The sequence below is a fragment of the Cellulomonas sp. NTE-D12 genome, assembly GCF_027923705.1.
GTDB lineage: Bacteria > Actinomycetota > Actinomycetes > Actinomycetales > Cellulomonadaceae > Cellulomonas.
The window spans coordinates 483009-508845 of sequence record NZ_AP026442.1 but is presented as its reverse complement, the minus strand read 5'-3'; the positions used below and the strand labels follow the sequence as shown (position 1 = coordinate 508845).

The 25837-nt window shown below is 72.9% G+C and carries 25 protein-coding genes; 14 read left to right on the top strand and 11 right to left on the bottom strand.

Annotation, left to right across the window (positions count from 1 at the left end):
* Positions 1–124 precede the first annotated feature (124 nt).
* Genes gtfA through QMF98_RS02325 form a run of 5 tightly spaced genes read right to left on the bottom strand, consistent with a single transcriptional unit; the run spans position 125 to position 5800 of the window.
* Positions 125–1609 carry a sucrose phosphorylase gene (gtfA, locus tag QMF98_RS02345; RefSeq protein ID WP_337974473.1) on the bottom strand — a complete coding sequence of 495 codons (1485 nt, stop codon included), beginning with the start codon at positions 1607–1609 and terminating at the stop codon, positions 125–127.
* 43 nt (positions 1610–1652) lie between these two features.
* A complete protein-coding gene (locus tag QMF98_RS02340; protein WP_337974472.1) occupies positions 1653–2681 on the bottom strand; it encodes an alpha/beta hydrolase fold domain-containing protein in 1029 nt (342 codons plus the stop codon).
* Positions 2678–3502, bottom strand: a complete 825-nt coding sequence (locus QMF98_RS02335; protein ID WP_337974471.1) for a carbohydrate ABC transporter permease — start codon at positions 3500–3502, stop codon at positions 2678–2680. The genes QMF98_RS02340 and QMF98_RS02335 overlap by 4 nt, the downstream gene beginning before the upstream one ends.
* A complete protein-coding gene (locus tag QMF98_RS02330) occupies positions 3499–4464 on the bottom strand; it encodes a carbohydrate ABC transporter permease (RefSeq protein WP_337974470.1) in 966 nt (321 codons plus the stop codon). The genes QMF98_RS02335 and QMF98_RS02330 overlap by 4 nt, the downstream gene beginning before the upstream one ends.
* Positions 4465–4474: 10 nt before the next feature.
* Positions 4475–5800 carry an ABC transporter substrate-binding protein gene (locus QMF98_RS02325; RefSeq protein ID WP_337974469.1) on the bottom strand — a complete coding sequence of 442 codons (1326 nt, stop codon included), beginning with the start codon at positions 5798–5800 and terminating at the stop codon, positions 4475–4477.
* A 297-nt stretch (positions 5801–6097) separates the two neighbouring features.
* Between QMF98_RS02325 and QMF98_RS02320 the strand changes: the two genes are divergently transcribed.
* A complete protein-coding gene (locus QMF98_RS02320) occupies positions 6098–7159 on the top strand; it encodes a LacI family DNA-binding transcriptional regulator (protein ID WP_337974468.1) in 1062 nt (353 codons plus the stop codon).
* A 77-nt stretch (positions 7160–7236) separates the two neighbouring features.
* Here the strand turns inward: QMF98_RS02320 and QMF98_RS02315 are convergent, their stop codons facing one another.
* Positions 7237–7776 (bottom strand): TetR/AcrR family transcriptional regulator, encoded by a 540-nt coding sequence (locus tag QMF98_RS02315; RefSeq protein ID WP_337974467.1) that lies wholly within the window; start codon positions 7774–7776, stop codon positions 7237–7239.
* A 98-nt stretch (positions 7777–7874) separates the two neighbouring features.
* Here QMF98_RS02315 and QMF98_RS02310 point away from each other — a divergent pair, with 98 nt between their 5' ends.
* From QMF98_RS02310 to QMF98_RS02300, 3 genes are all read left to right on the top strand, one after another.
* On the top strand, positions 7875–8804 hold the full coding sequence (locus QMF98_RS02310; protein WP_337974466.1) for an SDR family NAD(P)-dependent oxidoreductase: 930 nt from the start codon (positions 7875–7877) through the stop codon (positions 8802–8804).
* Between the two features lie 90 nt (positions 8805–8894).
* Positions 8895–9608, top strand: coding sequence for a DUF4190 domain-containing protein (locus QMF98_RS02305; protein WP_337974465.1), 714 nt, complete (start codon positions 8895–8897; stop codon positions 9606–9608).
* Between the two features lie 80 nt (positions 9609–9688).
* A complete protein-coding gene (locus tag QMF98_RS02300) occupies positions 9689–10357 on the top strand; it encodes a 4a-hydroxytetrahydrobiopterin dehydratase (protein WP_337974464.1) in 669 nt (222 codons plus the stop codon).
* Between the two features lie 4 nt (positions 10358–10361).
* On the opposite strand, the gene QMF98_RS02295 is transcribed toward QMF98_RS02300, so the two are convergent.
* Both QMF98_RS02295 and QMF98_RS02290 read right to left on the bottom strand, forming a co-directional pair.
* Complete coding sequence (locus tag QMF98_RS02295; RefSeq protein WP_337975530.1) at positions 10362–11627, bottom strand: RNA polymerase sigma factor; 1266 nt, start codon at positions 11625–11627, stop codon at positions 10362–10364.
* 80 nt (positions 11628–11707) lie between these two features.
* Positions 11708–12124, bottom strand: a complete 417-nt coding sequence (locus QMF98_RS02290) for a YciI family protein (protein ID WP_337974463.1) — start codon at positions 12122–12124, stop codon at positions 11708–11710.
* 143 nt (positions 12125–12267) lie between these two features.
* Between QMF98_RS02290 and QMF98_RS02285 the strand changes: the two genes are divergently transcribed.
* The 3 genes from QMF98_RS02285 (at position 12268) to QMF98_RS02275 (ending at position 15083) form a co-directional block, all read left to right on the top strand.
* Entirely contained in the window at positions 12268–13098 is an 831-nt protein-coding gene (locus tag QMF98_RS02285; RefSeq protein ID WP_337974462.1) for an HNH endonuclease family protein, read from the top strand.
* Between the two features lie 102 nt (positions 13099–13200).
* A complete protein-coding gene (locus QMF98_RS02280; protein WP_337974461.1) occupies positions 13201–13830 on the top strand; it encodes a LysE family translocator in 630 nt (209 codons plus the stop codon).
* A gap of 176 nt (positions 13831–14006) precedes the next feature.
* Positions 14007–15083, top strand: a complete 1077-nt coding sequence (locus QMF98_RS02275; RefSeq protein WP_337974460.1) for a 2,3-butanediol dehydrogenase — start codon at positions 14007–14009, stop codon at positions 15081–15083.
* Positions 15084–15276: 193 nt separating this feature from the next.
* Here the strand turns inward: QMF98_RS02275 and QMF98_RS02270 are convergent, their stop codons facing one another.
* From QMF98_RS02270 to QMF98_RS02260, 3 genes are all read right to left on the bottom strand, one after another.
* Positions 15277–15801, bottom strand: coding sequence for a hypothetical protein (locus tag QMF98_RS02270; protein WP_337974459.1), 525 nt, complete (start codon positions 15799–15801; stop codon positions 15277–15279).
* A 159-nt stretch (positions 15802–15960) separates the two neighbouring features.
* A complete protein-coding gene (locus QMF98_RS02265) occupies positions 15961–16803 on the bottom strand; it encodes a hypothetical protein (protein WP_337974458.1) in 843 nt (280 codons plus the stop codon).
* 23 nt (positions 16804–16826) lie between these two features.
* Complete coding sequence (locus QMF98_RS02260; RefSeq protein WP_337974457.1) at positions 16827–17375, bottom strand: RNA polymerase sigma factor; 549 nt, start codon at positions 17373–17375, stop codon at positions 16827–16829.
* A 159-nt stretch (positions 17376–17534) separates the two neighbouring features.
* Here QMF98_RS02260 and QMF98_RS02255 point away from each other — a divergent pair, with 159 nt between their 5' ends.
* The 7 genes from QMF98_RS02255 to QMF98_RS02225 all read left to right on the top strand — a co-directional run bounded on the left by QMF98_RS02255 (position 17535) and on the right by QMF98_RS02225 (position 25830).
* Positions 17535–17741, top strand: a complete 207-nt coding sequence (locus QMF98_RS02255; protein WP_291761362.1) for a hypothetical protein — start codon at positions 17535–17537, stop codon at positions 17739–17741.
* An 83-nt stretch (positions 17742–17824) separates the two neighbouring features.
* Complete coding sequence (locus tag QMF98_RS02250) at positions 17825–19429, top strand: AlkA N-terminal domain-containing protein (protein WP_337974456.1); 1605 nt, start codon at positions 17825–17827, stop codon at positions 19427–19429.
* Positions 19429–19959 (top strand): methylated-DNA--[protein]-cysteine S-methyltransferase, encoded by a 531-nt coding sequence (locus tag QMF98_RS02245; protein WP_337974455.1) that lies wholly within the window; start codon positions 19429–19431, stop codon positions 19957–19959. The genes QMF98_RS02250 and QMF98_RS02245 overlap by 1 nt, the downstream gene beginning before the upstream one ends.
* Positions 19960–20123: 164 nt before the next feature.
* Complete coding sequence (locus tag QMF98_RS02240) at positions 20124–21773, top strand: ABC transporter substrate-binding protein (RefSeq protein WP_337974454.1); 1650 nt, start codon at positions 20124–20126, stop codon at positions 21771–21773.
* A gap of 129 nt (positions 21774–21902) precedes the next feature.
* Positions 21903–22985 (top strand): ABC transporter permease, encoded by a 1083-nt coding sequence (locus tag QMF98_RS02235; RefSeq protein WP_337975529.1) that lies wholly within the window; start codon positions 21903–21905, stop codon positions 22983–22985.
* Complete coding sequence (locus tag QMF98_RS02230) at positions 22985–24115, top strand: ABC transporter permease (protein WP_337974453.1); 1131 nt, start codon at positions 22985–22987, stop codon at positions 24113–24115. The genes QMF98_RS02235 and QMF98_RS02230 overlap by 1 nt, the downstream gene beginning before the upstream one ends.
* The gene (locus tag QMF98_RS02225; protein WP_337974452.1) at positions 24112–25830 is read left to right on the top strand and encodes an ABC transporter ATP-binding protein; all 1719 of its coding nucleotides are present in this window, start codon (positions 24112–24114) and stop codon (positions 25828–25830) included. Before QMF98_RS02230 ends, QMF98_RS02225 begins: the two co-directional genes overlap by 4 nt.
* The last annotated feature ends 7 nt before the right edge of the window (positions 25831–25837 follow it).

Sequence of the window (25837 nt, the reverse complement as noted above, 5' to 3'; positions counted from 1 at the left end):
TTGAGGATGTCGGCCACTATTCAAGGTTAGCAGCACTAACCTTGAATATCGTTCGGGATACGCAACCTTGTGCCCGCAGGCGTGCCGAGTGGTCGCCTGCCAAGAACGGCCGCACGACAACCCCCTATACGGACCGCTCGGTCAGCACCACCCGCGTGCCGCCCTCGTCGGACGCGCTGAGCGTGAAGGACGCGTCCCGCACGTCGAACGACAGCGCCACCCGGTCGGCCCCGCGCTGCCACGTCATCTCGGCGGCCGTCCCGTCCAGCGTCCACGCGAACGCCCCACCGAACGCCGGGTGGCTGTTCCGCAGCCGCAGCGCGGTCAGCTGCGCCTGCACCACCGGCCTGGTGAGCTCCCGCTCCACCTCGTCCGGCGTGTAGTGGTGCCGGTTCACGTCGCGCCCCACGCCGGTGCGTCGCAGCAGGTCCAGGTCGTTGGAGCCGGCCAGGAGGCCGACGTAGTACACCTGCGGGACCCCGGGCAGCAGCACCTGGATCAGCCGCGCCAGCAGGTACCGGCGATCGTCGCCGCCGAGCGCGTCGTAGAACGTGCAGTTGACCTGGTAGAGGTCGAGGTTGGACGCGGCTGCGCCGGTCGCCTGGCGGCTGCCGCCTCGGCTGTTGACGTGGATGGCGTCAGCCAGGGCGCTGATCTGCTCGGGCTCCATCAGCCCGGGCACCCCGGGCACCAGGTCGCTCGCGCCGACGTCGACCACGCCGATGCCGTCGTGCGTGTCCAGCACGGTGACGCAGTTGGCCGGCCGCACCGCGAGCCACCGGTCCAGCGGTCCCAGGTCGGCCGCCGTCAGGGCGTGCAGCACCAGCGGCGGCAGCGCGAAGTCGTAGACCAGGTCCACCTGCCGGGCGATCTCGAGCTGCTGGCGGTAGTGACCGTGGACCTCGACCAGCACCTGGGCCCCGTGCTCGTGCGCGTAGGCACTGATCCGGTCGGTCAGCGCGTGCGCGGACGGCGTCATGAAGCAGTCGGTGCCCGGCTCCTTGCCGGTGTACCCGACGGCGTCGAGCCGCAGCATCCGCACCCCGGCCCCGGTCAGGGCGTCGATCACGGACGTGAGGTACTCCCAGGCGAGCGCGTTCCGCACGTCGAGGTCGACCTGCTCGGGCGTGAAGGTGGTCCACACCAGGCGACGGCGACCACCGAGCGTCATCGGCGTGAACGGCAGCCCGGGACGCGGCCGGTAGATGCCGGCGAGCTCCTCCTCGGTGACGCCGTCGGGGTACACGGACGACAGGGTGAGGAACATGCCCGCCCACGGTGACTGGTCGCCGCGGGCCACCACGTCGAGGAACTGCGCCGACTGCGCGGACATGTGGTTGACGATCACGTCGGCCATCACCGTGTGCGTGGCGCTGATCGCCCGTACGTCGTCCCAGCCGCCCAGGCGGGGGTCGACGGCGGTGTGGTCGCGCGGGTCGAAGCCCGCGTCGGCACCGTCGAACGGCGTGTAGAAGGGCAGCACGTGCACGCCGCCGAACGCACCGGCCAGCGGGCCGGTCAGCAGCGCGTCGAGCGCGCGCAGGTCGCCCCCGAGCCGGTCGGCGTACGTGATCAGCTGCGGTCCGGTGGACGGCTGGGTGGTGGTCATCTGCGGTCCTTCGTCGCTGCGGCACCCTGGGCGACCAGGGCGGTCATCGGGTCTGCTCGTCGTCCAGCGTGCTCGCTGCGGCGCACGCGAGCACCCCGTCGCGGGCCGTGCGCGCCAGAGTGCGGGTCAGCCAGCTCACGCGCGCGGCGCGGGCGGCACGGGACAGGTCGGCGTTCGGCACCAGGAAGTCGAAGCCATGACAGCCGCCGGGCCACACGTGCAGCTCGGCGTCGCCGCCGGCTGCCCACAGCCGGGCGGCGTAGGCGACGATCTCGTCCCGGAACGTCTCGGCCGAGGCGACCTCGAGGTACGTCGGCGGCAGCCCGCCGAGGTCCTCCGCACGCGCCGGCGCGGCATAGGCCGGCACGTCCGGACCGCCGACGCGGTCCCCCAGGTAGGCCCCCCAGCCGGTGGCGTTCGCCTCCCGGTCCCAGGCGCCGACCCCGGCCATCTGGTGGCCCGACGCGCTGTCGTTGCGGTCGTCGAGCATCGGGTACACCAGCAGCTGCCCCGCCAGGCGCGGACCGCTGCGGTCGCGGGCCGCCAGCGCGGTGGCCGCGGCCAGCCCGGCCCCCGCGCTGACGCCGGAGACCACCACGAGGCCGGGGTCCAGGCCCAGCTCCGTCGCGTGGTCCACCAGCCACACCAGGCCCGCGTAGCTGTCGTCGAGCGCCGCCGGGTAGCGCCACTCGGGCGCGAGCCGGTACTCCACCGCCGCGACCGCCGCGCCGAGCTGCGCCGCGACGTCCACCAGCCAGGGCAGCTCCTCGTGCGCGGCCCCGGTCACCATGCCCCCGCCGTGCAGGTGGTACAGGACCGGCAACGGGTGGTCCGCGACGACGGGCCGCACCAGGGTCAGCGCCACGTCCGGAGCCGTCCCGGTGCCGGGCACCCGGTGGGACGTCATGCGGTACGTGCCGCCACGGGTGATCGCCGCGACGTCGGGCGGGGCCACCCGGCGGCGCAGCGCCGGGATGTCGGCCGCCGCCAGCGAGGTCACCACGTCACCGTCGGCGGCCAGCGCCGCTGCGATCTGCGGGTCGAACGGGGGTCGGGGCGTCGAGGCGCTCATCCCTTCAGCGAGCCCTGCAGCAGCGCGGACACGAAGCGCCGCTGGAACACCAGGAAGATCACCAAGGTCGGCGTGAGGATCAGCAGCGATCCCGCGCAGAGCAGCGGGATGTCGGTCCCCCACTGACCCTGGAACGCACCGAGCGCGCCGGCCATGGTGCGTTGCAGGGGGTCGGACACCAGCACCACGGCGAGCAGGAACTGGTTCCAGCTCCACAGGAACAGCAGGATCGCCAGCGACGAGAGCGCGGGCATGGACAGCGGGACGTGGATCCGCCAGAACAGCTGCCACAGGTTGGCGCCGTCGATGCGAGCGGCCTCCGAGATGTCGTCCGGCATGGTGATGAAGTGCGCCCGCATCCAGAACACCGCGAACGGCATGTAGAGGCCGATCAGCGGCAGGATGATCGCCCACCTGGTGTTCAGCAGGCCGAGGTCACGCATCTGGTAGTAGAGCGGGATGATGATGCCCTCGAAGGGCAGCGTCAGCCCCAGCAGGAACCCGATGAACAGCGCCCGGCCGCCCGGCGGCCGTAGGTGGCCCAGCGCGAAGCCGGCCATGGTCGAGATCAGCAGCGAGACGGGCACGACGCCCACCTCGATCAGCACGCTCGACCACAGCAGCCGGCCCATGTCGGCCGCCTTGAACGCCGCGGTGAAGTTGGACCAGTGCGGGGTGGCCGGCCACGACAGCCCGGCCGGGTACGTGCCCGACGGGTGCAGGGCGGTGACGAACAGGCTGACGAACGGCAGCACCGTCACGGCCATGAGGACGACGAGCAGCACGCGGCCGAGCCACTGCTCGCGACGAGAGACGATCACGACTTGCCTTCCCGGCTGAGCGACTGCAGCGGCAGGACGACGGCCAGCACGAGGAGCATGAGCACCACGGCCAGCGCGGACGCGCTGCCCACCTGTCGCTGGAAGAACGCGAGGTAGTAGATCTCCAGGCCGGGCACGAGCGTCCGGTTGCCGGGTCCGCCCTGCGTGGCGATGTAGACGATGTCGAAGCTGGCCAGCGCCGCGATGATCGTCACGGTGAGGCAGACGACCACCTCCTGCCGCAGGCTCGGCAGGGTGATGGAGAAGAACTCGCGCACCGGACCGGCGCCGTCGACGCGGGCCGCCTCGTAGAGCGAGGGGTCGATCTTGGTCATCCCCGCGAGCAGCAGCAGCATGCACAGGCCGAACAGCACCCACGCGCCGATCACACCGACCGCGGGCAGGGCCGTGCCGAAGTCGCCGAGCCAGGGGCGTGCCAACCGACCGAGCCCGAGCAGCCGGAAGACCTGGTTCACCACGCCGTCCGTGGACAGCTGCCAGCTCCACATGATGCCGGCGGCCACCAGCGGGATGATCTGCGGCAGGAAGAGCACGGTGCGGGCGACGACGGCCAGCCGGCTGGCGGCGAACCCGCGGATCGCGTTGGCGGTGAACAGCCCGAGCGCCACCGGGACGAAGCTGAAGAACAGGATCAGCGTGAACGCGTTGACGATCGAGCCGGACAGCTCGGGGTTGTGCAGGATCGCGAGGTAGTTCGACAGTCCTGCCCAGGTCGACGGCGTGATCCCGTCCCACTTGTAGAACGAGTACTGCACCGTCATGACGATGGGCCGGATCACGAAGATCACGTAGGCGAGGACTGCGGGTGCCGTGAGCGCCAGGGCCAGCCCGCCGCGCCGCAGGCGCCGCGCGCGAAGTGCGCGACGCCTGCGGTCCGTCGTGAAGCGAGCTGCGGCCTCGTCCTCGCGGTGACGCCGGATGGTCGTCGACCGCTTCTGCATGGTGGTTCCCTCAGCTGCCGATCTGGGTCTTGTAGTCCGCCTGGACGGCCGTCAGCAGCCCCTTGGCGTCGATCTGGCCCGCCACCAGCTTCTGCAGGTTGGGGGTCCAGCTCTTGGCGTAGATCGCACCGGTCGCGTTGGCGATGAAGTCCATCGCACCGTTGTCCGCGCCGATCTGCGCGCCGGCGGCCAGCGTCTGGCCGGTGACGGTGCTCTTGTCGACGGCGGGCATGAAGGCGTCGGCCGGGCCCATCGGGTGGGAGCCGCCCACCTGGACGTCGATGGTGCGTGCCTGCTGGTTGGTGGCCACCCAGTTGAGGAAGAAGGCGGCGCAGTCGGCGTGCTTGGCCTTGGCGGAGATGCCGTAGGTCAGCGGGGCGGACATGGCCCCGAACTTGCCGCCGGCCTGGGCCGGGGGCATCAGGAAGAAGCCGACCTTGCCGGACATCTTCTGGTCGAGGTTCCCGGACTCCCAGTCGCCGTCGAAGATGAACGCGCTCTTGCCGTCGATGAACCGGCTCATCATGGTCGCGTAGTCGATCGAGTTGACGTCGCTGGCGAAGTAGCCGGACGAGATCCACTGCTGCAGGTGCTGCGCGGCCTGGAGGTTGGTGGGCGTGTCGATGGTCGCGCCCGACTTCTGGTAGATCCACGCGTTGATCGCCGACGCGTCGCCGTAGGAGGCCATCAGGCCCTGCAGCGGGAACGCGAGCCCGCCGGTGGCGCCGCCGTTGAACTGCACGATCGGCGTGATGCCGGCGTCCTTGGCCTTCTTCAGCGCGGCGTCGAGGTCGTCGAGCGTCTTGGGCGCCTCGGTCATGCCGAACTTGGCGGCGAGGTCCTTGTTGTAGAAGACGCCGGTCATCGAGAAGTTCAGGCCCATGGCGTACAGCGGACCGTCACCGCGGCGGCCGTCCGCGTCCACCCGCATCTGCTCCAGCTGCGAGGCGGGCCACTTGTCCCAGCCGAACGCCTTGGCGTAGGGGTCGAGGTTCAGCAGCAGCCCGTCCTTCACCAGGCCGGAGACCTGCGGGAGCCGCATCAGGTCCGGCGGGTCGTCGACGAGCACGCGCGGTGCGTTCTGGGTGATCACCGCGAACTGGTCCTCGCGGATCTTGAAGTTGACGTTCGGGTACTGCTTGGTGAACTCGTCGGTGAGGTTCTTCGGCAGCGGGAACCCGGTCTCGATGTAGGTGCTCAGCGTCACCGGCGAGGTGCCGCACGTGGGCGAGCCGCCGGCGAAGGTCGCCGAACCGGTGGACGCAGCCGTGGAGGTGGCTGCCGTGCCCCCGGGGGCGCTGCACGCCGCCAGGGCGAGCGCGGTTCCCAAGATCACGCTGGTGGTGAGGGCCGTTCGTCGAGCTGATCCAGGTCGAGACACCGGTGTCTCCCTTCGTGGAGCGGGCCATGGTCGTCGGCCAACGGTGGCCCGACGGGTGCTAAATCGGCTTAGCCCGGCTAAGGTCCCCTATGGGCGCCGCCCTGTCAAGCGCCGCAGCCACCGCCGGCTCCGCGCCGTCGGTGCGCTCCCGGCTGCTCACGGGGCGCCCCCGTGAGGACCGTGCGGGCGGCGTTCGGGCGCCCTACGGGCTCCACGGTGCCCACTACGATCCGCGTGAGCCGAGGAGCTGAGTTGGGCCGAAAGAGAGTCACCCTCGCGGACGTCGCGAGCGCAGCCGGGGTCTCCGGCACCACCGCCTCGCTGGTGCTCTCGGGCCGTGGGGACGAGCTGCGCATCTCCCCGACGGTGCAGCAACGGGTCCGTGAGGCGTCGGCCACCCTCGGCTACCGGCCCAACATCGTCTCGATCGGCCTGCGCAACGGCTCGAGCCGCACGCTGGGGTTCGTCTCCGACACCGTCGCCACCTCCCAGCTCGCCGGGGACATGATCAAGGGCGCACTGGAGACCGCCCGTGCGCACGGCTTCATGCTCTTCATCGGTGAGACCGAGGGCGACCCGGAGCTGGAGCGCCAGCTGCTGGACGCGATGCTCGACCGGCAGGTCGACGGGATCGTCCTGGCCTCGATGTTCACCCGCACGCGTCCCCTGCCCTCGGGGCTGGACCAGGTGCCGGCGATCCTGCTCAACGCCCTGCCCGAGCAGCGCACCACCTCCATCCCGGCCGTCATCCCGGACGAGCTGACGGCGGGACGCGCGGCGGCGCAGCTGCTGCTCGACGCCGGCCACCGCTCGATCCACCTGGTCGGCGCGGGCCCTGACGAGCACGACGTGCCACCCGGCACCGTGGCGGGCGTCGAACGTCTCGCCGGCATCCGGGAGACGCTGCACGCCGCAGGCCTCGAGCTGGCCAGCGGTCACCTGGTGTCCGAGTGGGAGCCCCGCGTCGGCTGGGAGGCGACGCACCGGCTGCTCGAGGAGTGGGGTCCCGGACAGGCGATCATCACCTTGAACGACCGCCTCGCCTTCGGCGTCTACCAGGCGATCCAGGAGGCAGGTCTGACCGTTCCCGCCGACGTCTCGGTGGTCTCCTTCGACGACGCACCGCTCGCCCAGTGGCTGCGCCCGGGCCTGACGACCTTCGCCATCCCGCACCACGACCTGGGCCGACGGGCCGTCGAGCTGCTCGTCGAGCAGATCGGCGCGGACGGTGCGACCGCCGGCACGTCCCCCGAGCCGGTGCACCGCGTGAGCATGCCGCTGCGCGAGCGCGGATCGGTCGCGCGGCGCGGCTGACCGCATCCGGTGCGGCAGCGACCGGCCCGCTCCGGGACGGGCCGCAGGAGAACGCCGCGCCCGGACAGCGGGGTCGCCTACCTGGGCCGCACGCCTGCGAGGAGCACGTCGAGCAGCAGCTCGCGGTCGGAAGGCGAACCGAGCCGGACGGCCGCCTCGATGCCGCACACCAGGTGCTGCAGGTGCCCGACGGTCAGCTCCGGCCTGACGGCGCCGCTGGCACGGGCGCGGTCGAACACGGCGCCGAAGCCGTCGAGGATCTCCCGCTTCAGCGCCGCGACCTCGGGATCCTCGTCCGCCGGTGAGACGAGCACCGTCGTGAGGCCGCCGTCCTCCAGCTGCAGCGCCAGCGCCCAGCCGAGGACCGCCGCGAGCGCCTCCCCCGCGTCGGCCATGCCGGCAGCCTGCCTCGCCAGGTCGCGCAGGCGCAGCAACGTCTGCTCCGACAACGCCTCCTGCAGGGCGTGCACGGTGGGGAAGTGCCGGTAGACGGTGCCGACCCCGACCCCCGCCTCGTGGGCGACCTCGTTGAGCCGGAGGGACGACCCGTCGAGACCGCGGGCGGCGCCGAGGATCTTCTCCCGGTTGCGCTCCGCATCAGATCTCCGGCCGGCCACCCCACCAGCCTAGGCCAAAGCGGATCGTTCATCCACTTACAGTGCTACCGTGATCCGGATACTCCATCCACATACTCGATCCGCCCGGAGGAACACCCATGCCCTGGGACCCCGCCCACATGCCCGACCAGACGGGACGCACCGTGGCGGTCACCGGTGCGACCGCCGGCATCGGCTACTTCGCCGCCGAGCAGCTCGCCGCCGCGGGAGCCCACGTGGTGCTGGTGTCACGGTCGGCCACCAGGCTGGAGCGAGTCCGCGCCACGCTGCTGGAGCACGTGCCTTCCGCGACCGTGAGCACCACGGTCGTCGACCTCGCCTCGCTCGCATCGGTGCGCGAGGCGGCCGACGAGCTGTCCCGGCTGCCCCGGCTCGACGGGGTCTTCCTCAACGGCGGCGCCATGAACCCCCGGCGTGGCGAGCTGACGGCCGACGGCCTGCCGGTGGCCATCGGCACGCACGTGGTGGCCGACGTCGCCCTGGTGGCGGGCGTTCTGGACCGGCTGGCCTCCACCGCCACCGAGCACGGGACCACCGGCCGGATCGTGCACGCCTCGACCGGGTTCGTCCGCAGGTTCGCCCTCGAGCCGGACGACGCCCTGGCCACCCCTCGCCTGCTGATCGCGGCCTACGTCAAGGCCAAGACGTTCACGGAGATCTTCGCCTTCGAGCTGGACCGCCGACTCCAGGCCGCCGACGTCCCCGTCGCCTCGATCGTCAGCCGGCCCGGGGTGGGCGTGGACGCCAAGACGCCGCAGCGGGTCGGTGTCCGCGACGCGACGACGCCCTACCGGCGCAACCCGTACACGCCGTGGGCGCAGGGCAAGGACTCGGCGGCCTGGTCAGCCGTGCGCGCGCTGACGGACCCGCACGCCACCGGCGGGCAGTACTACGCCCCGACCGGCGCCCTGCGCGGCCTGCCTGTGCGGGTCGAGCCGCTGGCCCGCACCGCCGCACCGGATGCCGCGACGGCGGGCCGCGTCTGGGACCAGCTCGAGCAGCTCGCCGGCGTGCAGGTGCGGGTCTAGCGGGCGCCCGGCGCGGCCCATCGGCGGCTCAAGTTCGCAGGTCCACGCGCCGATGACAGTCCCCGACTGCATCATCGCGAAGGGGGCACCGTGTCGAGCAACGACTCCTACCCGCCGTCGGGCCAGGCCGGACCGGACGGCGAGGCGGTGGGCCTCACGTCGTGGCAGCCGGCACAGCCGGACCCGTACGCCTCCCCCGCACCCGCACCGCAGTGGGCCGCGCCGGCGCAGCCCTGGTCGGCCGCGGCACCGGTTCCGGCCCCTGCCCCGCCCACGCCGGACCACCAGGTACCGAACCCGTACGGCACACCGAGCTACGGAACGCCGACCTACGGCACCGCGGCCTACGGCAGCCCGACGTTCGGTGCCCCGACCGGCACCCCGGGCTACGGAACGCCCACCGGTGCACCCGCCTACGGCTCGCCGACCGGTGCCCCGTCGTACGGCACCCCGTCGTACGGCACCCCGTCGTACGGTGCCCCCGGCTACCCCGCGGGTCCCGTCTACCCCGCACCGCCGATCGGCGCCCCGATGTACGCCCCGACCCCGGTCGTGGAACCGAAGAACGGCATGGCGGTGGCGTCCTTCGTCGTGTCCCTGGTGATGCTGGCCGCCGGCCTCTTCACGGGGTTCTACATCGGGTCGTTCGTCGTCGTCTGGCTGGGCGTCGCCGGCCTGCGCAAGGCGAACGCCCTGGACGCCGCCGGGTACGGCCCCCGTGGCCGCGTCCTCGCGTGGATCGGCATCGCGATCGGCGTGGTGAACCTGGTCATCGTGTGGGGGCTGCGCTTCGGGGCGTTCTGATCGGCACATCGGGCGGCCGCGAGCGTCCCCGGCTTACCGTGAGGTCGTCCTGCCCCGAAGGACCACCGAGGGAGCGCACGATGGCTGATGCCCCGCTGACCACCACCCAGGTGCGTGACGCCGGTCTCGCCGACTGGCGGCAGCTGCTGGGACGGCTCAAGGCCCGGTTCCGCACCGGCGACTTCGCCACCGGGCTGGCACTGATGAACCGGATCGGCGAGCTGGCCGAGGCCGCGAACCACCACCCGGACGTGCAGCTGACCTATCCGGACGTGATCGTCACGCTGACCAGCCACGATGCCGGTGGGGTCACCGACCGGGACGTCGACCTGGCGCGGCGCATCAGCGAGGTGGCGGCGGCGCAGGGCATCGCGTCCGACGTCGTCGGGCTCACGCAGCTCGAGCTGGGGCTCGACACGGCCGCGGGGTCGCGGCTCGCGCCGTTCTACGCCGCGCTGCTGGGCGGCACGGTCGCGAACGGCGAGGCGGTGGACCCGTCCGGGCAGGTGCCGACGCTGTGGTGGCAGGAGCCCGGAGACGCGGAGGCCCCGCTGGCGCTGCCGGCGCAGCCGTTCGAGCAGCGGTGGCACCTCGACGTGTGGGTGGGCATCGACGAGGGCGAGCGGCGGCTCGAGGCGGTGCTCGACGCCGGCGGCCGCCTGGTCAGCGACCGTGCGGCGCCGCGGTACTGGGTGGTCGAGGACGCGGACGGCAACCGGTCCTGCATCTGCACGGCCGCGGACCGCTGAGCGATCAGCCGTCGGACAGGTCGGCGGCCTTGCGCTCCAGCAGCTCCCGCTCGCGCCGGTTGGTGGTCAGCTCGGCTGCGCGCAGCAGCTCCGCTCGGGCCTCCGTCGGACGCCCGAGCCGGGCGAGCAGCTCGCCGCGGACGCTCGGCAGCAGGTGCGACGCCGCGAGGCGCCCGTCCGCCGCCAGCTCGTCCACGATCGCGAGCGCGGTCAGCGGGCCGTGCAGCATCGCGACGGCGACGGCCCGGTTCAGCTCCACCACCGGTGACGGCGCGACCCGCCCGAGGGCCTCGTAGAGCAGCACGATCCGCTCCCAGTCGGTCGCGTCCACCGACGGCGCGGCCGCGTGGCACGAGGCGATCGCGGCCTGCAGCCCGTACGGACCGAGACCCCGCCCCGCCTGCACCGCGCGCGCCAGTGCGGCCTGCCCGCGTGCGACGGCGGCGCGGTCCCACAGCCGGCGGTCCTGGTCCTGCAGGCCGACCGCCTCACCGTCCGGCCCGGTGCGGGCCGGGAACCGGGCGACCGTCAGCTCCATCAGCGCCAGCAGACCGTGCACCTCCGGCTCCGCCGGCAGCAGCCGGGACAGCACCCGGGCCAGTCGGAGCGCCTCGCGGGCCAGGTCCACGCGCAGCAGGTCGTCGCCGGCCGTCGCGGTGGAGCCCTCGGTGAAGACGACGTACAGCACGCTCAGCACGCCGCCGAGCCGCTGGCGCCGCTCGTCGGGCGCCGGCAGCGCGAACGGCACCTTCGCGGCGGCCAGGGTCTTCTTCGCGCGGGTGATGCGGGCCTGGACCGTGGCGCGCGGCACCAGGAAGGCCCGCGCGATCTCGTCCGTCGTCAGTCCCGCCACCACCCGCAGCGTCATCGCCACGCGCGCCTCGGCGGAGAGCACCGGGTGGCAGGCGATGAACACCAGGGCGAGCACGTCGTCGTCGATCTCGTCCGGGTCTGGCAGCAACGCGTCGAGCCCGGCGTGCGCCTGCGGGGCGCCCGACGACGACACCAGCTCCCCCTCGCGCAGCCCCTGCGCCAGCGCTGCGTAGCGCTCGTCGAGGGCTGCCCGGCGCCGGAAGCCGTCGATCCCCCGCCGCCGCCCGACGGTCAGCAGCCACCCGCCCGGGTTGGCCGGGACGCCGTCCCGCGGCCAGCTCTCCAGCGCCTCGGCCAGGGCCTGCTGGGCCAGGTCCTCGGCCAGCGAGAAGTCGCCGGTCCAGCGGGCCAGCGTGCCGACGATCCGCGCGGACTCGATCCGCCAGACCGCCTCCACCGCCGCCCGGGACGCCTCGTGCGGGTCGCGAGGCGTCCCGGCGACTGCCGGTCGGGGCGCGGCGGGGTCGGCGTCGGGGGTCAGAGCTGGCCCGTCTGCTCGCGCCACGCCCGCTCCTTGACCACCCACTCGTTGTCCTGCGGGAACTCGTCGATCTCCGTGACGCGCCGGATCTCCGTCTTCGCCCCCGGGAACGGCGGCATGCGCTTGGCCCACTCGACGGCCTCCTCCTGGCTCGCCACGTCGAGCAGGTAGTAGCCGCCGAACAGCTCCTTGGTCTCGCCGTACGGCCCGTCGGTCACCAGCGGCGGCTCGCTGGAGTAGTCGACGACGACGCTGACCTCCGGGTCCAGCCCCTCCGCCGCGAGCAGCACGCCGGCCCTGATCAGCTCGTCGTTGAACCTCCCGACCGTCTCGAGAATCTCCTCGAACGGCCGGGACATCATCGCCGCGAACGTCTCGTCCGACGGCCGCATGATCAGCATGTACTTCGCCACGGTGGTCACCTCTCGGTTCGGGGTCGGTCGTCGACCCTCTCACCTGGTGGTCGAACGGCACAGGCACGGATCGACAACACGGCCCGGCGAGTCGCGCAGCCGGTGCGACGCGACGGCCGCCCGGTGCCGACACGATGGCGTCGATGCAGCGGAATGGAATCGCCCTGACGGCTCGTAGGGGACGCGCCGGCGCGCTGCTGGTGGCGTTGTGCCTGATCGGCGTCGGCGTCGCCGCCGCGACGGCGGCACCGCACACCGAGCCGACCGCGACAGCGGCGACGCGCGCGGAGCCGACGCCCGCGTCGGCGACGCCCCGAGCCTCCGCCGCCGCGGCCGCCGACAGCTCCGCGGCACTCCCCGCGGGACGGGGTCAGGATGCGCTCGCCGCCCTCGCCGCGCTGCGCGTCCACGACTCCCCGAGCACGTCCGGCTACCAGCGCGACCTGTTCGGCTACCGGGCCGTCGACCTGGACCGCAACGGCTGCGACACCCGCAACGACATCCTGCGCCGCGACCTGCACGACGTGATGGTCAAGCCCGGCACGCACGACTGCGTGGTGCTCTCGGGCACGCTCGCCGACCCCTACTCCGGGACGACCATCGCCTTCACGCGCGGCACCAGCACCTCGAACGACGTGCAGATCGACCACGTCGTCGCCCTCGCTGACGCGTGGGCCAGCGGCGCAGCCGCCTGGGACCCCACCACGCGGTTCCGCCTCGGCAACGACCCGCTCAACCTGCTGGCGGTCTCCGGCCCGCTGAACACGCAGAAGTCCGACGGCAACGCCGCGCAGTGGCTGCCGCCGAACGCCGCGTACCGCTGCGCCTACGTCGCCCGGCAGGTCGGCGTGAAGTACACGTACGGGCTGACCGTCACCACCGCCGAGCGCACGGCGATGGCCGGTGTCCTGGCCGGCTGCCCGCACCAGCCCCTGCCTGCCGGTTCGACCCTGCCGGTCCCGACGGCCGGCTGAGCCGGCCGGCTGCGGCGACGTCCCGGCCTGCCGCCGACCGACCACCGACCGACTGCCGAACACCCCCTGGGAACCGCACCCCCCGGCTCGCACACTGTGCCCATGCTGAGCCACCTGCTGGTCGCCACCGGGGTGCTGGCGCTGCTGACCGTCCTGCCCGGACCGGACATGGCGGTGATCACCCGCGCCGCGCTGGTCGGTGGACGGCAGGCCGCCACCCGTGCCGCGGCCGGCATCGTCACCGGCCTGCTGGTGTGGGGCACGCTGGCCGTGCTCGGGCTGACGGCGCTGCTGACGGCATCACCCCGGGCGTACCTCGTCGTGAAGGTGCTCGCGGTGCTGTACCTGCTCTACCTCGGTGTCCAGGCCTTCCGGACGCAGCACGCGCCCGTCGCCGGCACCGACGTCGAGCTGACGCCGCCCGCGGGCACGACCGCGCGAGCACCATTCCTCACCGGCCTGACCACCGACCTGCTCAACCCGAAGATCGCGGTGTTCTACACGGCGATGCTGCCGACGCTCGCTCCCCCGTCCCTGCCGGGCGCCCGCGGGCTGGCGGTGCTCGTGGTGATCCACGTGGTGCTGACCTTCGCCTGGCAGGTCGGCTACGCCCACCTGCTGACGCGTGCCCGGCACGTCGTCGGGCGGCCCGCGGTGCGCCGTGCGCTCGACCGGGTCACCGGGGTGGCGCTGATCGGGTTCGCCGTCCGGCTCGTCACCGAGCACGCCTGAGTCGATGCGCGCATCCACCTAGGACGAACGTCCCCTACATAGCGCCGACCTGGAAGAACCGGCCGATCGAGGGTGCCCGTCGACGCCCTCCACGCCACGGGGCACCGTCCGGCCGGGCGCAGGATGGACGTACGGCCGGGTGTTCTCAGGCCCGGCCTCATCAAGGGAGATGAGCCATGAAGGCAGCGCGCTACTACGACCGCGGAGACATCCGCATCGACGAGATCCCGGAGCCGCCGGTCGCGGCTGGCGAGGTCGGCATCGACGTGGCGTGGTGCGGGATCTGCGGATCCGACCTCCACGAGTACGCGGAGGGACCGATCTTCGTGCCGCCCGCCGGGCACCCGCAGCCGATCAGCGGCGAGTCGGCGCCCATCACGCTGGGCCACGAGATGTCGGGCGTCGTCAGCGCCGTCGGAGAGGGTGTGACGGACCTGGCCGTGGGCGACCACGTGGTGGTCGAGCCGTACATCGTCGCGGACGACGTCGACACAGGCCCGGACAGCCGCAGCTACCACCTGTCGAAGGACATGAACTTCATCGGCCTCGGCGGCCGCGGCGGCGGGCTCGGCGAGAAGATCTCCGTCAAGCGCCGCTGGGTGCACAAGATCGCCGACACCGTCCCGCTCGACCAGGCGGCGCTGATCGAACCGCTCTCGGTCGGGTACCACGCGGTGGAGCGCAGCGGCGCCAAGGCCGGCGACACGGCGCTGGTGGTCGGCGCCGGCCCGATCGGGCTGCTGACGTCCGCCGTCCTCAAGGCGATCGGCGTCACGGTGATCATCAGCGAGCCGAGCCCGCTGCGCCGGCAGAAGGCCGTCGACTCGGGCGTGGCGCAGCACGTGCTGGACCCGCGGTCGGAGGACGTCGTCGCACGGGTGCGCGAGCTGACCGGCGGGGCCGGTGCCGCCGTGGGGTTCGAGTGCACCTCGGTGCAGCCGGCCCTCGACACGCTGGTGGACGCGCTCGCCCCGCAGGGCGTGCTGGTCGTCATCGCCATCTGGGCCCACCCCGGCACGTTCGACCTCACCAAGATCGTGCTCAAAGAGCTCGACGTGCGCGGCACCATCGCCTACGTCAACTCGCACCAGAAGGTGATCCCCCTGGTGGAGCAGGGCAAGGTCGACCTGGCGCCGTTCATCACGGGCCGGATCGGCCTCGACCACCTGATCGACCAGGGGTTCGACACCCTGATCCACCACAACGAGACGGCCGTGAAGATCCTCGTCTCGCCGTCCGGCCGCGGGCTGTGACCGGGGAGGCGGGGTCGCCGCTCGGGTCCGAGCAGGTCTGAGCGGGTCTCACACAGCAGAACGCCGCCCGGTGGCAGGGGGTCCACCGGGCGGCGTTCGTGCTGGGCGACCTACGAGGGCCGTCCCGTGCTGTCGCCCGGCAGCAGGGGGTCCGCCGGGCGACGTGTGTGAGCGGCCTCGAGGGCCGCTCGGCTCAGTGGTGCGACTCGACGGCCGCGGTCGGGACGGCGGTCGGCAGCACGCGAGGCGCGTGCACGTCCGCCGACTCGGTGGCGTCGGCCGTCTCGGACGGCTCCGGCGAGGCCGCGTCCTTGCGCAGGTCGTTGCGCTCGTGCGCGCGGAGCGCGATCTGCGGGCCGTCGACACCGCCGTCGCGCGCATCCGCGGCGACGCTCTGGCCGAACGCCGCGGCGGACGGCAGGTCCGTCGGCAGCGGACGAGCGGTCTCGCTCGCCTCGGGGGTCTCGCTCGCCTCGGGGGTCTCGGTGGCCTCGGGCTTCTCGGTCTCCACGGCCTCGGCGGACTCGCTCGCGTCGGCGGAGCTGGTCACGCCGGGCACCGGGGCGGTGGCCGAGCCGGTGAACTGGTCCGCGATGGCGGGCGCACTGGCGGCGACACCGACCACGCCCGCGGCGATGACGACGCCGACGGTGGCCTTGCCCGCGACGCTGAGCCCGGCGATCTTGGCCAGAACGGCCGCAGCTGTCGAAGTGCTCACGTGATTCCTCCGGTTCGCAGGAGCGCGGTCCGTCGGGACCGCGCCGTCTGTCCGGCGGCTCGTGCCGCCCTCACCCCCGCAATCGCGGGCGCCGCGCGGAGGGTTACGGGGTCCGCCGAGATTTCTCCGGCCGGATCAGCGCGACGCGCTCCGGTCCGCTCAGTGCTCGGACGGCGACGGGCTGGCGTCGGGCTTCGGCGAGGGGGACGACGACGGCTCCGGCGAGGGCGCGGGGGCGACGTCCTGCTTGCGCGTCATCCACTCGTTCGAGCTGGTCGCGGGCGCCTGGTCGCTCGACGAGCGGTCGCCCGACGACCCCTGGTCGGACGACGTGCGGCCGCCGGACGAGCCGCGCTCGGCGGACGTCCCCTGCCCCGCCACGGCGGGCGACCCGGTCCCGGCGACGGCCGGCGAACGACCCTGCTCCGGACGTGAGCCGTCCCGGCCGTCCTTCGCGTCGGCACTTCCCGCCGACGTCGCGGGCTCGGCGCCCGGGTCCCCGACCGCACCGGCGGTCTCCCCGGAGACGTCGTCAGGCAGTCCCGTCCGGCGCGTGTCGTCGCGGTGCGGGGCGGTGGTGGAGCTGCTGGGCGCCGGTGCGGGTTCGACGCCACCACCTCCGAAGACGCGGCCGACGTCGACCAGCACGGTGTGGGCCGGCTGCTGCACCACGTCCGGCACCGCCGGGATGGTCGCGGCACCGGTCACGCCGGCCATCGCGATCCCGGCGCCGAGCACCACCTTGCCGGCCAGCCCGAGGCCACCGACCCACCGGCTCGCGGCACTGGCGCGCTGCCGCACGGCACGTCCCACGAGCACGGGGAACGGCACCGGCGCGACGCGCGGTGGCAGCCCGGCCTCGAGCAGCGCGGCCAGCTCGGCCGTGGGGGCCGGCGCCGGCTCCTGGGCCATGGCGCGGAGCGAGTCGAACAGGTCGACGAGGGCGCCGTCGCCGGGCACTGCGTGCCCGGTCAGCAGCCGCTCGTCGTCCTGAGACCTCATGCCCTCGTAATCGTCGAAACCGGTCATAGGGGCACGGTCTCCGTCTCGATCATCTTGCGGAGGGTCGCCAGCCCCCGCCGCTGCAGCGCCTTGACCGCCCCCTCGGACCGTCCGACCACCTCCGCGACCTGCTCGACGGTGAGGTCGGCCACCACCCGCAGCACCAGCACCTCCTGCTGCTCGCCCGTCAGCCGGCCCAGCAGCGCGAGCACCCGCTGGTGACCCAGCACGTCCATCGCGTCGGCCTCGGCACTGCCGACGGCCCGGTCGTCGTCCGCCGGCTCGTAGGGCACCTGCGGCACGGTGCGGGCGCTGCGGCGCCAGTGGTCCATCACCCGACGGTGCGCGATGGTGAACACCCACGACCGGAAGTGCGCCTGGTCCCCGGTGAAGCCGCTGAGCCCGGTGAAGACGGCGAGGAACACCTCGCTCGTCACGTCCTCCACCTCGCGCACGCCCTGCGCGCGGACGTAGGCGGCGACAGGCTTCGACAGATCGCCGTACAGGAGGGTGAACGCCTCGCCCGCTCCGCTGCGGGCGCGGCTCAGCACCCCGTCGAAGTCGTCGAGCACGGACCCAGCATGCCCGATGCTCCGGAGCTCGCCGACGCCCACCCGGCCGGACGCGGAACGGTTCTGTCCGCTCCTTGACACGCCCACGTTCGAGTGGTTCGCGGGTGAGATGTCCACAAGTCGGCCGAACGCCGACCGCCTTCCAGGCACTATATGCCGGTGACCAGCGACGAGACCGCGGACGAGCCGTGGGTGACCGTGAGCGACGACGACGTGCACGCGGCGCGGCGTGCGTGGCTGGCCGCCGTCGAGGAGTGCGCAGGCTCACCACGCGAGCAGCTGCTGCACGACTCGTTCCGCCGCATCGTCCACACGCAGGCGCAGCAGACCGCACTGGAGTTCCGCCGGTCGCACCGGCCGTCCTGACCGCGGGCGCGAGCACCGCCCGCAGCACCGCGATGTCGGATTCTCGCTAGCCTCAGCCGCCGCCCAGGGCGCACCATCGACGGGTGCCCGCCCCGATCCCTCCCGCGGCCACCGCGCCGCCCGCGGTGCGACCGGCCGCCACCACCGCACCACGTCCCGGCATCCCGGACGCGGACGCCTGCCTGGCGGCCGTCCGCAGCCGCGACCCCCGCTTCGACGGCTGGTTCTACACGGCGGTGCTCTCCACCGGCATCTACTGCCGTCCCAGCTGCCCCGCCCGCACCCCGCGGGACGACCGCATGCGCTTCTACCCCTCGGCAGCGGCCGCCCAGCAGGCGGGCTTCCGCGCCTGCAAGCGGTGCCGCCCCGACGCCAGCCCCGGCTCACCGGCATGGGACGTGCGCTCGGACGTCGTGGCCCGGGCGATGCGGCTGATCGAGGACGGGCTGGTGGACCGCGGCGGCGTGCCCGCACTCGCTGCCGCGCTCGGCTACAGCACCCGCCAGCTCGAGCGGCTGCTGCAGGGTGAGCTGGGCGCCGGCCCGCTGGCCCTCGCGGCGGCCCGCCGCGCGCAGACGGCCCGCACGCTCGTCGAGTCGACGCAGCTGCCGATGACGGAGGTCGCCTTCGCGGCCGGCTACGCCTCCGTACGGGCGTTCAACGACGCCGTCCGGGCGACCTACGCCCTGACGCCCACCGAGCTGCGAGCGGCGGCCTCCCGCCGTGCACCGAGCCACCCGGGGGCTCTCTCGTTGCGGCTCCCGTACCGGCTGCCCCTCGACCCGTCGAACCTGCTGGGCCACCTGGTGGCGACCGCGGTCCCGGGCGTCGAGGAGTACCGACGCGGCGCCTACCGCTCCACCGTGCCGCTGCCGCACGGCCCTGGGGTGGTCGCCGTGCACCCGCCGCGGGAGGGCGCCTTCCCGGTCACCGTGCGGCTGACCGACCTTCGCGACCTGCCGGCGGCGGTCGCCCGCACGCGCCGGCTGCTGGACCTCGACGCGGACCCCGTGGCGATCGACGAGGCGCTGTCCGCGGACCGCCGGCTGCGGCCCCTCGTGCGGTCGTCCCGAGGACGACGGGTGCCGCGCACCCTGGACCCCGACGCGATGGCGCTGCGCGCGGTGATCGGTCAGCAGGTGTCCACGTCGGCGGCCCGCACGCACGCCGGCAGGCTCGTGACGGCGCTCGGGACCCCGGTCACGGACCCCGACGGCGGCCTGACCCACCTGTTCCCGCGGCCGGCCCAGCTGCTCGCGGACGAGGCGGTCACCGCCGGGCTGCTCGCCATGCCGGCGTCCCGGCGCGACACGCTGCTCGGCCTGGCCCGCGCGCTGGCCGACGGCGACGTGGTGCTCGACGCGGGCGCCGGCCGCGCGGCCGCTCGCGCGGCACTGGCGGCGCTGCCGGGCATCGGGCCGTGGACCGTCGAGACCGTCGCCATGCGGGCGCTCGGCGACCCCGACGCCTTCCTGCCCGGCGACCTCGGTGTGCGGCAGGCCGCCCGGCGCCTCGGGCTGCCCACGTCACCGGCCGCCCTCGAGCAGGAGTCCCGCGCCTGGTCACCGTGGCGCGCCTATGCCGTGCAGCACCTGTGGGCCACGGGCACCCACGCCGTCAACCAGCTCCCGGACACCGATCTGCCCGACCGGCCCCGGAACCCGCTCCACGCATCGGAGGTCTTGTGATGATCCACACCGTCGTCGACTCCCCGCTCGGCCCGCTCACCCTGGTGGCTGACGACGAGGGACGCCTGGCCGGCCTGTACATGCAGGACCAGCGCTACCGCCCCGCCGACGAGCGGTTCGGCCCGGCCGTCACCGTCCCCGCCGGCCCGGACGCCGATCCCGCCGAGGCGGTCCTCACCGAGGCGGCCGACCAGCTCCAGGAGTACTTCGCCGGCACCCGCCGCTCCCTGGACGTGCCGCACGCACCGCTCGGCACCCCGTTCCAGCGCGCGGTGTGGGACGCGCTCGCGCGCATCCCGTACGGCGAGACGCGCACCTACACCGACGTGGCGCGGGAGCTGGGCCGACCGACGGCGGTCCGAGCCGTGGGCGCCGCCATCGGCCGCAACCCGCTGTGCGTCGTGGTGCCGTGCCACCGGGTGGTCGGCGCCGGTGGGGCGCTCACCGGGTACGCCGGCGGGCTGGTCCGCAAGCAGCGGCTGCTCGAGCTGGAGAACGCCCCGGCCGGCCGCGCCGCGTCCGGATGCTGAGATTTCTGGCCTCGGATCGCGGACCGAGACCTGTTCGTGATCATCGGGTTACCGGTCGGTAAACCTCCCGTGCTCTCCTGAGGCGGTGCGCGCCCGCTCGGGGCGCGTCGGGACGCCGTCGCGCGGGGCGCGAGGCGATCGAGCAACGACGAAAGAGGTGGCGGATGGCATCCGCGACGACACGTCGCCGTGTGTGGGCGATCACGGCTGGGCTTGCGGCGACCACGCTCCTGCTCGCTGCGTGCAGCAGTGGCAAGAGCGGCGCGAACGCGACCACGGGTTCCACCGGTGGCTCCAGCACCGCGCTGACGATCGGGACGACGGACAAGATCACGACGATCGACCCCGCGGGCGAGTACGACAACGGCTCCTTCGCCGTGATCAACCAGGTGTTCCCGTTCCTGATGAACACCCCGTACGGGAGCCCGGACGTCAAGCCCGACATCGCGCAGTCCGCCTCGTTCACCAGCCCCACCGAGTACACGGTCAAGCTGAAGCCGAACCTGAAGTTCGCCAACGGCGACCCGCTCACCGCCACGTCGGTGAAGTTCTCGTTCGACCGCGTGCTGAAGATCAACGACCAGAACGGCCCGTCCTCGCTGCTGTTCAACCTGGACAGCACCGAGGTGAAGGACCCGACCACGGTCGTCTTCCACCTGAAGTCGCCCAACGACCAGACGTTCCCGCAGGTCCTGTCCAGCCCGGCCGGCCCGATCGTCGACGAGAAGGTGTTCTCGCCGACGGCGCTGACCCCGGACGCGGACATCGTCAAGGCGAACGCCTTCGCCGGTCCGTACGTGATCACCAGCTACACGCTCAACGAGCTGATCTCGTACAAGGCCAACCCGGACTACCAGGGCATCTACGGCGCCCCGAAGACGGCCAACGTCAACGTCCAGTACTACGCGGACTCGTCGAACCTGAAGCTGGACGTCCAGCAGGGCAACATCGACGTCGCGTTCCGCAGCCTGTCGGCGACCGACGTCGACTCGCTGCGCTCGGACAGCAAGGTGCAGGTGGTCGACGGTCCCGGCGGCGAGATCCGCTACATCGTCTTCAACTTCGACACCCAGCCGTACGGCGCGAAGACCCCCCAGGCCGACCCGGCCAAGGCTCTCGCGGTCCGTCAGGCCGTCGCCGACGTCGTCGACCGCAAGGCGATCGCCGACCAGGTCTACAAGGGCACCTACACGCCGCTGTACTCCTACGTCGCCCAGGGTCTGACCGGTGCCACGGAGTCGCTCAAGGGTCTGTACGGGGACGGCAAGGGCGGTCCGGACAAGGACAAGGCGACCAAGGCGCTGTCCGACGCCGGCGTCACCACCCCGGTCACGCTGAACCTGCAGTACACGCCGGCCCACTACGGCCCGTCGTCCGCCGACGAGTACGCGCTGGTCAAGGACCAGCTGGAGAGCTCGGGCCTGTTCAAGGTGAACCTGCAGAGCACCGAGTGGCAGCAGTACTCCAAGGACCGCACGTCGGACGTCTACCCCGAGTACCAGCTCGGCTGGTTCCCGGACTACTCGGACGCCGACAACTACCTGACGCCGTTCTTCCTGCAGGGCGGCTTCCTGAAGAACCACTACGACAACCCGACGGTGGACCAGCTGATCCAGCAGCAGGCCACCACGACGGACGCGTCGGCCCGCACCGCCCTGATCCAGAAGATCCAGGACACGGTGGCCCAGGACCTGTCCACCGTGCCGCTGCTGCAGGGTGCCCAGGTCGCGGTGGTCGGCAAGAACGTGCAGGGTGCGAAGGACACGCTCGACGCGTCCTTCAAGTTCCGCTACGGCGCCCTGTCCAAGAGCTGACGGACGACTCCCGGCTGACGGGGGCGGTCTCCTCGCACGTCGAGGGGGCCGCCCCCCTGCCCGTCCTCCAGCACGTCCGCGCGGCATCGCGCCGCCTGCTTCCTCGAGGTCCTCGTGTCCACAACCGACGTGGCGACGGCTGAGCCCGCCGCCGACCCTGCCCCGGCCGCCGGGGCGTCCCGCCACCGCGGCGGCGGGCTGGGCCGCTACCTGCTGGTGCGGTTCCTGCTGATCTTCCCCACGGTGCTGATCCTGGTCACCGTCGTCTTCGTGCTGATGCGGTCGACGGGTGACCCGATCACCGCGGCGCTGGGCGGCCGGCTCGGGCCGGAGCAGCTGAAGGAGCGCATCCACGCCGCCGGGTACGACAAGCCGATCCTGGTGCAGTACTGGCACTACGTGTCCGGCATCGCCCACGGCGACTTCGGTACCACGATCACCGACCACCGGCCGGTGACGCAGGTGCTCACCACGTTCGGGTCGGCGACGCTGGAGCTCGCCGTGTACGCCCTGGTGGTGGCGTTCCTCATCGGCATCCCGCTGGGCCGCATCGCCGCGGCGCGGCGGGACAAGGGCCCCGACGCCGTGCTCCGCGTCTCGGCGATCCTCGCCTACGCCACCCCGGTGTTCTTCGCCGGCATGGTGCTCAAGCTCGTGTTCGCCGTGTGGCTCAACGTGCTGCCGGTGGCGGGTCGCGCGACGACGCGCTCGATCCTCACCATGAAGACGCAGGGCGCCGGCACCGGCATCTACCTGATCGACGCGATCTCCACCGGCGACCCGGCGGTGGTCGGCGACGTGCTGCAGCACGCGGTGCTGCCCGCGGTGGCCCTCGGCCTGCTGACCGCCGGGGTGTTCCTGCGGCTGGTCCGCACCAACGTGATCGGAACGCTGCAGACCGGCTACGTCGAGGCGGCGCGCTCCCGCGGCGTCTCGGAGCGGCGGCTGCTGCGCACGCACGCCTGGCGGCCCGCGCTGGTGCCGATCATCACGGTGATCGGTCTGCAGGTGGCCATGCTGCTGGGCGGCGCGGTGCTGACCGAGACCACGTTCGAGTGGAAGGGCCTCGGCTTCCAGCTGGTGCAGTACCTGCTGGCCCGGGACTTCGTGGCGGTGCAGGGCATGGTGGCCCTGCTCGCCGTCATCGTGGCGGTGACCAACTTCGTGGTCGACGTCATCGCCGCCCTGGTCGACCCGAGGATCCGTTACTGATGACCGCCGACGTCTCCGTCCCCAACGACACCCCGGCCGACCCGGCGGACATCCCCGTCGACGCCCTGCCGACCCGTGGACCTCTCTGGAAGCGGCTGCCCGTGGTGCGCCAGCTGCGCACCAGCGTCGGGCTGCAGCGCGGCATGCTGGTCACCGGCGTGGTGATCACCGCGACCTTCCTGGTCACGGCGATCCTCGCGCCGCTGATCGCGCCCTACGGCGGTTCCCAGCTGCGCAGCGGCTCGGTCGCGTTCGGCGCCCAGAAGGCACCGTCCGCCGCGCACCTGCTCGGCACCACCGTCGGGGGCTACGACGTGCTCTCCCGGGTGGTGTGGGGCACCCGCACCGCCCTGCTGGTGATGATCGCCGCCGTGGTGCTGTCGATCTTCCTCGGCATCTTCCTCGGCCTGGTCTCGGGGTACTTCGGCGGCTGGATCGACCGCGTGCTCGTGGTGGTCGCGGACGCCATCTACGCCTTCCCGTCGCTGCTGCTGGCGATCGTCGCGGCCATCGTGATCAGCAAGGGGCAGTCCTCGATGTGGGGCGGCATCCTCGCGGCCGCCATCTCGATCACCGTCGTCTTCGTGCCGCAGTACTTCCGCGTGGTGCGGTCCGAGGTGGTGCGCGTCAAGGCGGAGGCGTTCGTCGAGGCGGCCAAGGTGATCGGCACGCCGCCGGCCCGGATCATGGTGCGCCACGTGCTGCGCAACTCGGTGCGGACGCTGCCGCTGATCGTCACGCTCAACTGCTCCGAGGCGATCCTCACGCTGGCCGGCCTGGGCTTCCTCGGGTTCGGCATCGAGCCGTCCGCGGCGGCCGAGTGGGGCTACGACCTGAACAAGGCCCTCTCGGACGTCACCAGCGGCATCTGGTGGACGTCGGTGTTCCCCGGCGTCGCCATCGTGCTGACCGTGCTCGGGGTGACGCTGGTGGGCGAGTCGCTCAACGACCTGGCGGACCCGCGGCTGCGGACGCGGCGCGCGGCCGGTCGGCGGGGCGCACGGGCGGCGGTGCAGTCCGAGGCGGACGCGGTCGAGGTCGATCCGCTGGACGCGCCGCCGGTGGCCGACGAGGCGGCCTCGCACGACGAGACCGGTTCGCACGACGAGACGACGGGAGGTGCCCGATGAGCGCGCAGGAGCCCGTCATCGACGTCCGGGACCTGAAGGTCACGTTCGCCACCGACGCGGGTGACGTCGCCGCCGTGCGCGGCGTCAGCCTGCACGTCGACCCTGGCCAGGTGCTCGCCATCGTCGGCGAATCGGGCTCCGGGAAGACCGTCACCGCCCGCTCCATCCTGGGCCTGCTGCCCGAGACGGCGCTGGCGTCCGGTGCCGTGGTGCTGCGCCGCAACGACGACGCGGCGTCCTCCGACGTGCTCTCGCTCAGCCCCTCCCGGCTGCGCGAGGTCCGCGGCCGCGACGCGGCCATGGTGTTCCAGGAGCCGTCCACGGCCCTGAACCCGGTGTTCCCGGTGGGTTGGCAGATCGCCGAGGGTCTGCGCGCCCACCGCCGGCTGAGCCGAGCCGAGGCCCACCGCGAGGCGGTCGACGTGCTGCGCCGGGTCGGCATCCCGGACCCGGAGGAGCGCGCCAAGCACTACCCGCACCAGTTCTCCGGCGGGCAGAAGCAGCGCATCGTCATCGCCCAGGCGCTGGTGCTGAACCCGGGCCTGGTGATCGCCGACGAGCCGACCACAGCCCTGGACGTCACGGTGCAGGCCGAGATCCTCGACCTGCTGCGGCGGCTGCCCGAGGAGTTCGGCACCGCGATCGTGCTGATCACCCACAACATGGGCGTGGTGGCGGACCTGGCCGACCAGGTCGCGGTGATGTACCACGGCAGGATCGTCGAGCAGGCGGACGTCCGCACGCTGTTCTCGGCACCGCAGCACCCGTACACGCGGGCGCTGCTCGACGCGGTGCCGCGGGTGGGCGGGCCCCGGTTGCGCCCGGCTCTCGCCTCGGCACGGACGGCCCCGGTCGGCGAGACCGCGCTGACGGCGGCGCCGTCGACCGCCGCACCGGTGGTCGAGGCGAGGTCGCTCACCATCACCTACCCGGGCCGGTTCCGCCGTCCGGGGTTCACCGCGGTGGACGGTGTCGACCTGACGATCCACGCCGGCGAGGTGCTCGGCCTGGTCGGCGAGTCCGGCAGCGGCAAGACGACGATCGGCCGGGCCATCGCCGGCCTCACGCCGGTCACCGGCGGCGAGCTCACGGTGCTCGGCACCCAGGTGCGCGGCATCCACGAGCGCGACTTCCGGGCAGTCCGGCGCCGCATCGGCTTCGTGTTCCAGGACCCGGCCACCAGCTTCAACCCGCTGCTGACCATCGCGGCCTGCGTGGCCGAGCCGCTGCTGGTGCACGGCGTCGCCAAGGACCTGGACGCCGCCCGTCCGCGGGTGGACGAGCTGCTCGAGGCCGTCCAGCTGCCCAAGGCGTACGGCGACCGGTTCCCGCACGAGCTGTCCGGCGGCCAGCGCCAGCGCGCCTCCCTGGCGCGTGCCCTCGCGCTCGACCCCGAGCTGCTGATCGCCGACGAGCCGACGTCCGCCCTGGACGTGTCGGTGCAGGCCCGCGTGCTCGACCTGTTCGCGCGGCTGCAGGAGGAGCTCGGTTTCGCGTGCCTGTTCATCAGCCACGACCTCGCGGTGGTGGACCTGCTGGCCGACCGGATCGCCGTGCTGCACCACGGGAAGCTGGTGGAGCAGGGCACCGGGGCTCAGGTGCTCGGCGCGCCTCAGGACCCCTACACCCAGCGGCTGCTGGCCTCCCTGCCGGTGCCGGACCCGGTGGAGCAGGCCGAGCGGCGCGAGGCGTGGCGGGCGCTCGTGACGCGCTGACGGTCCG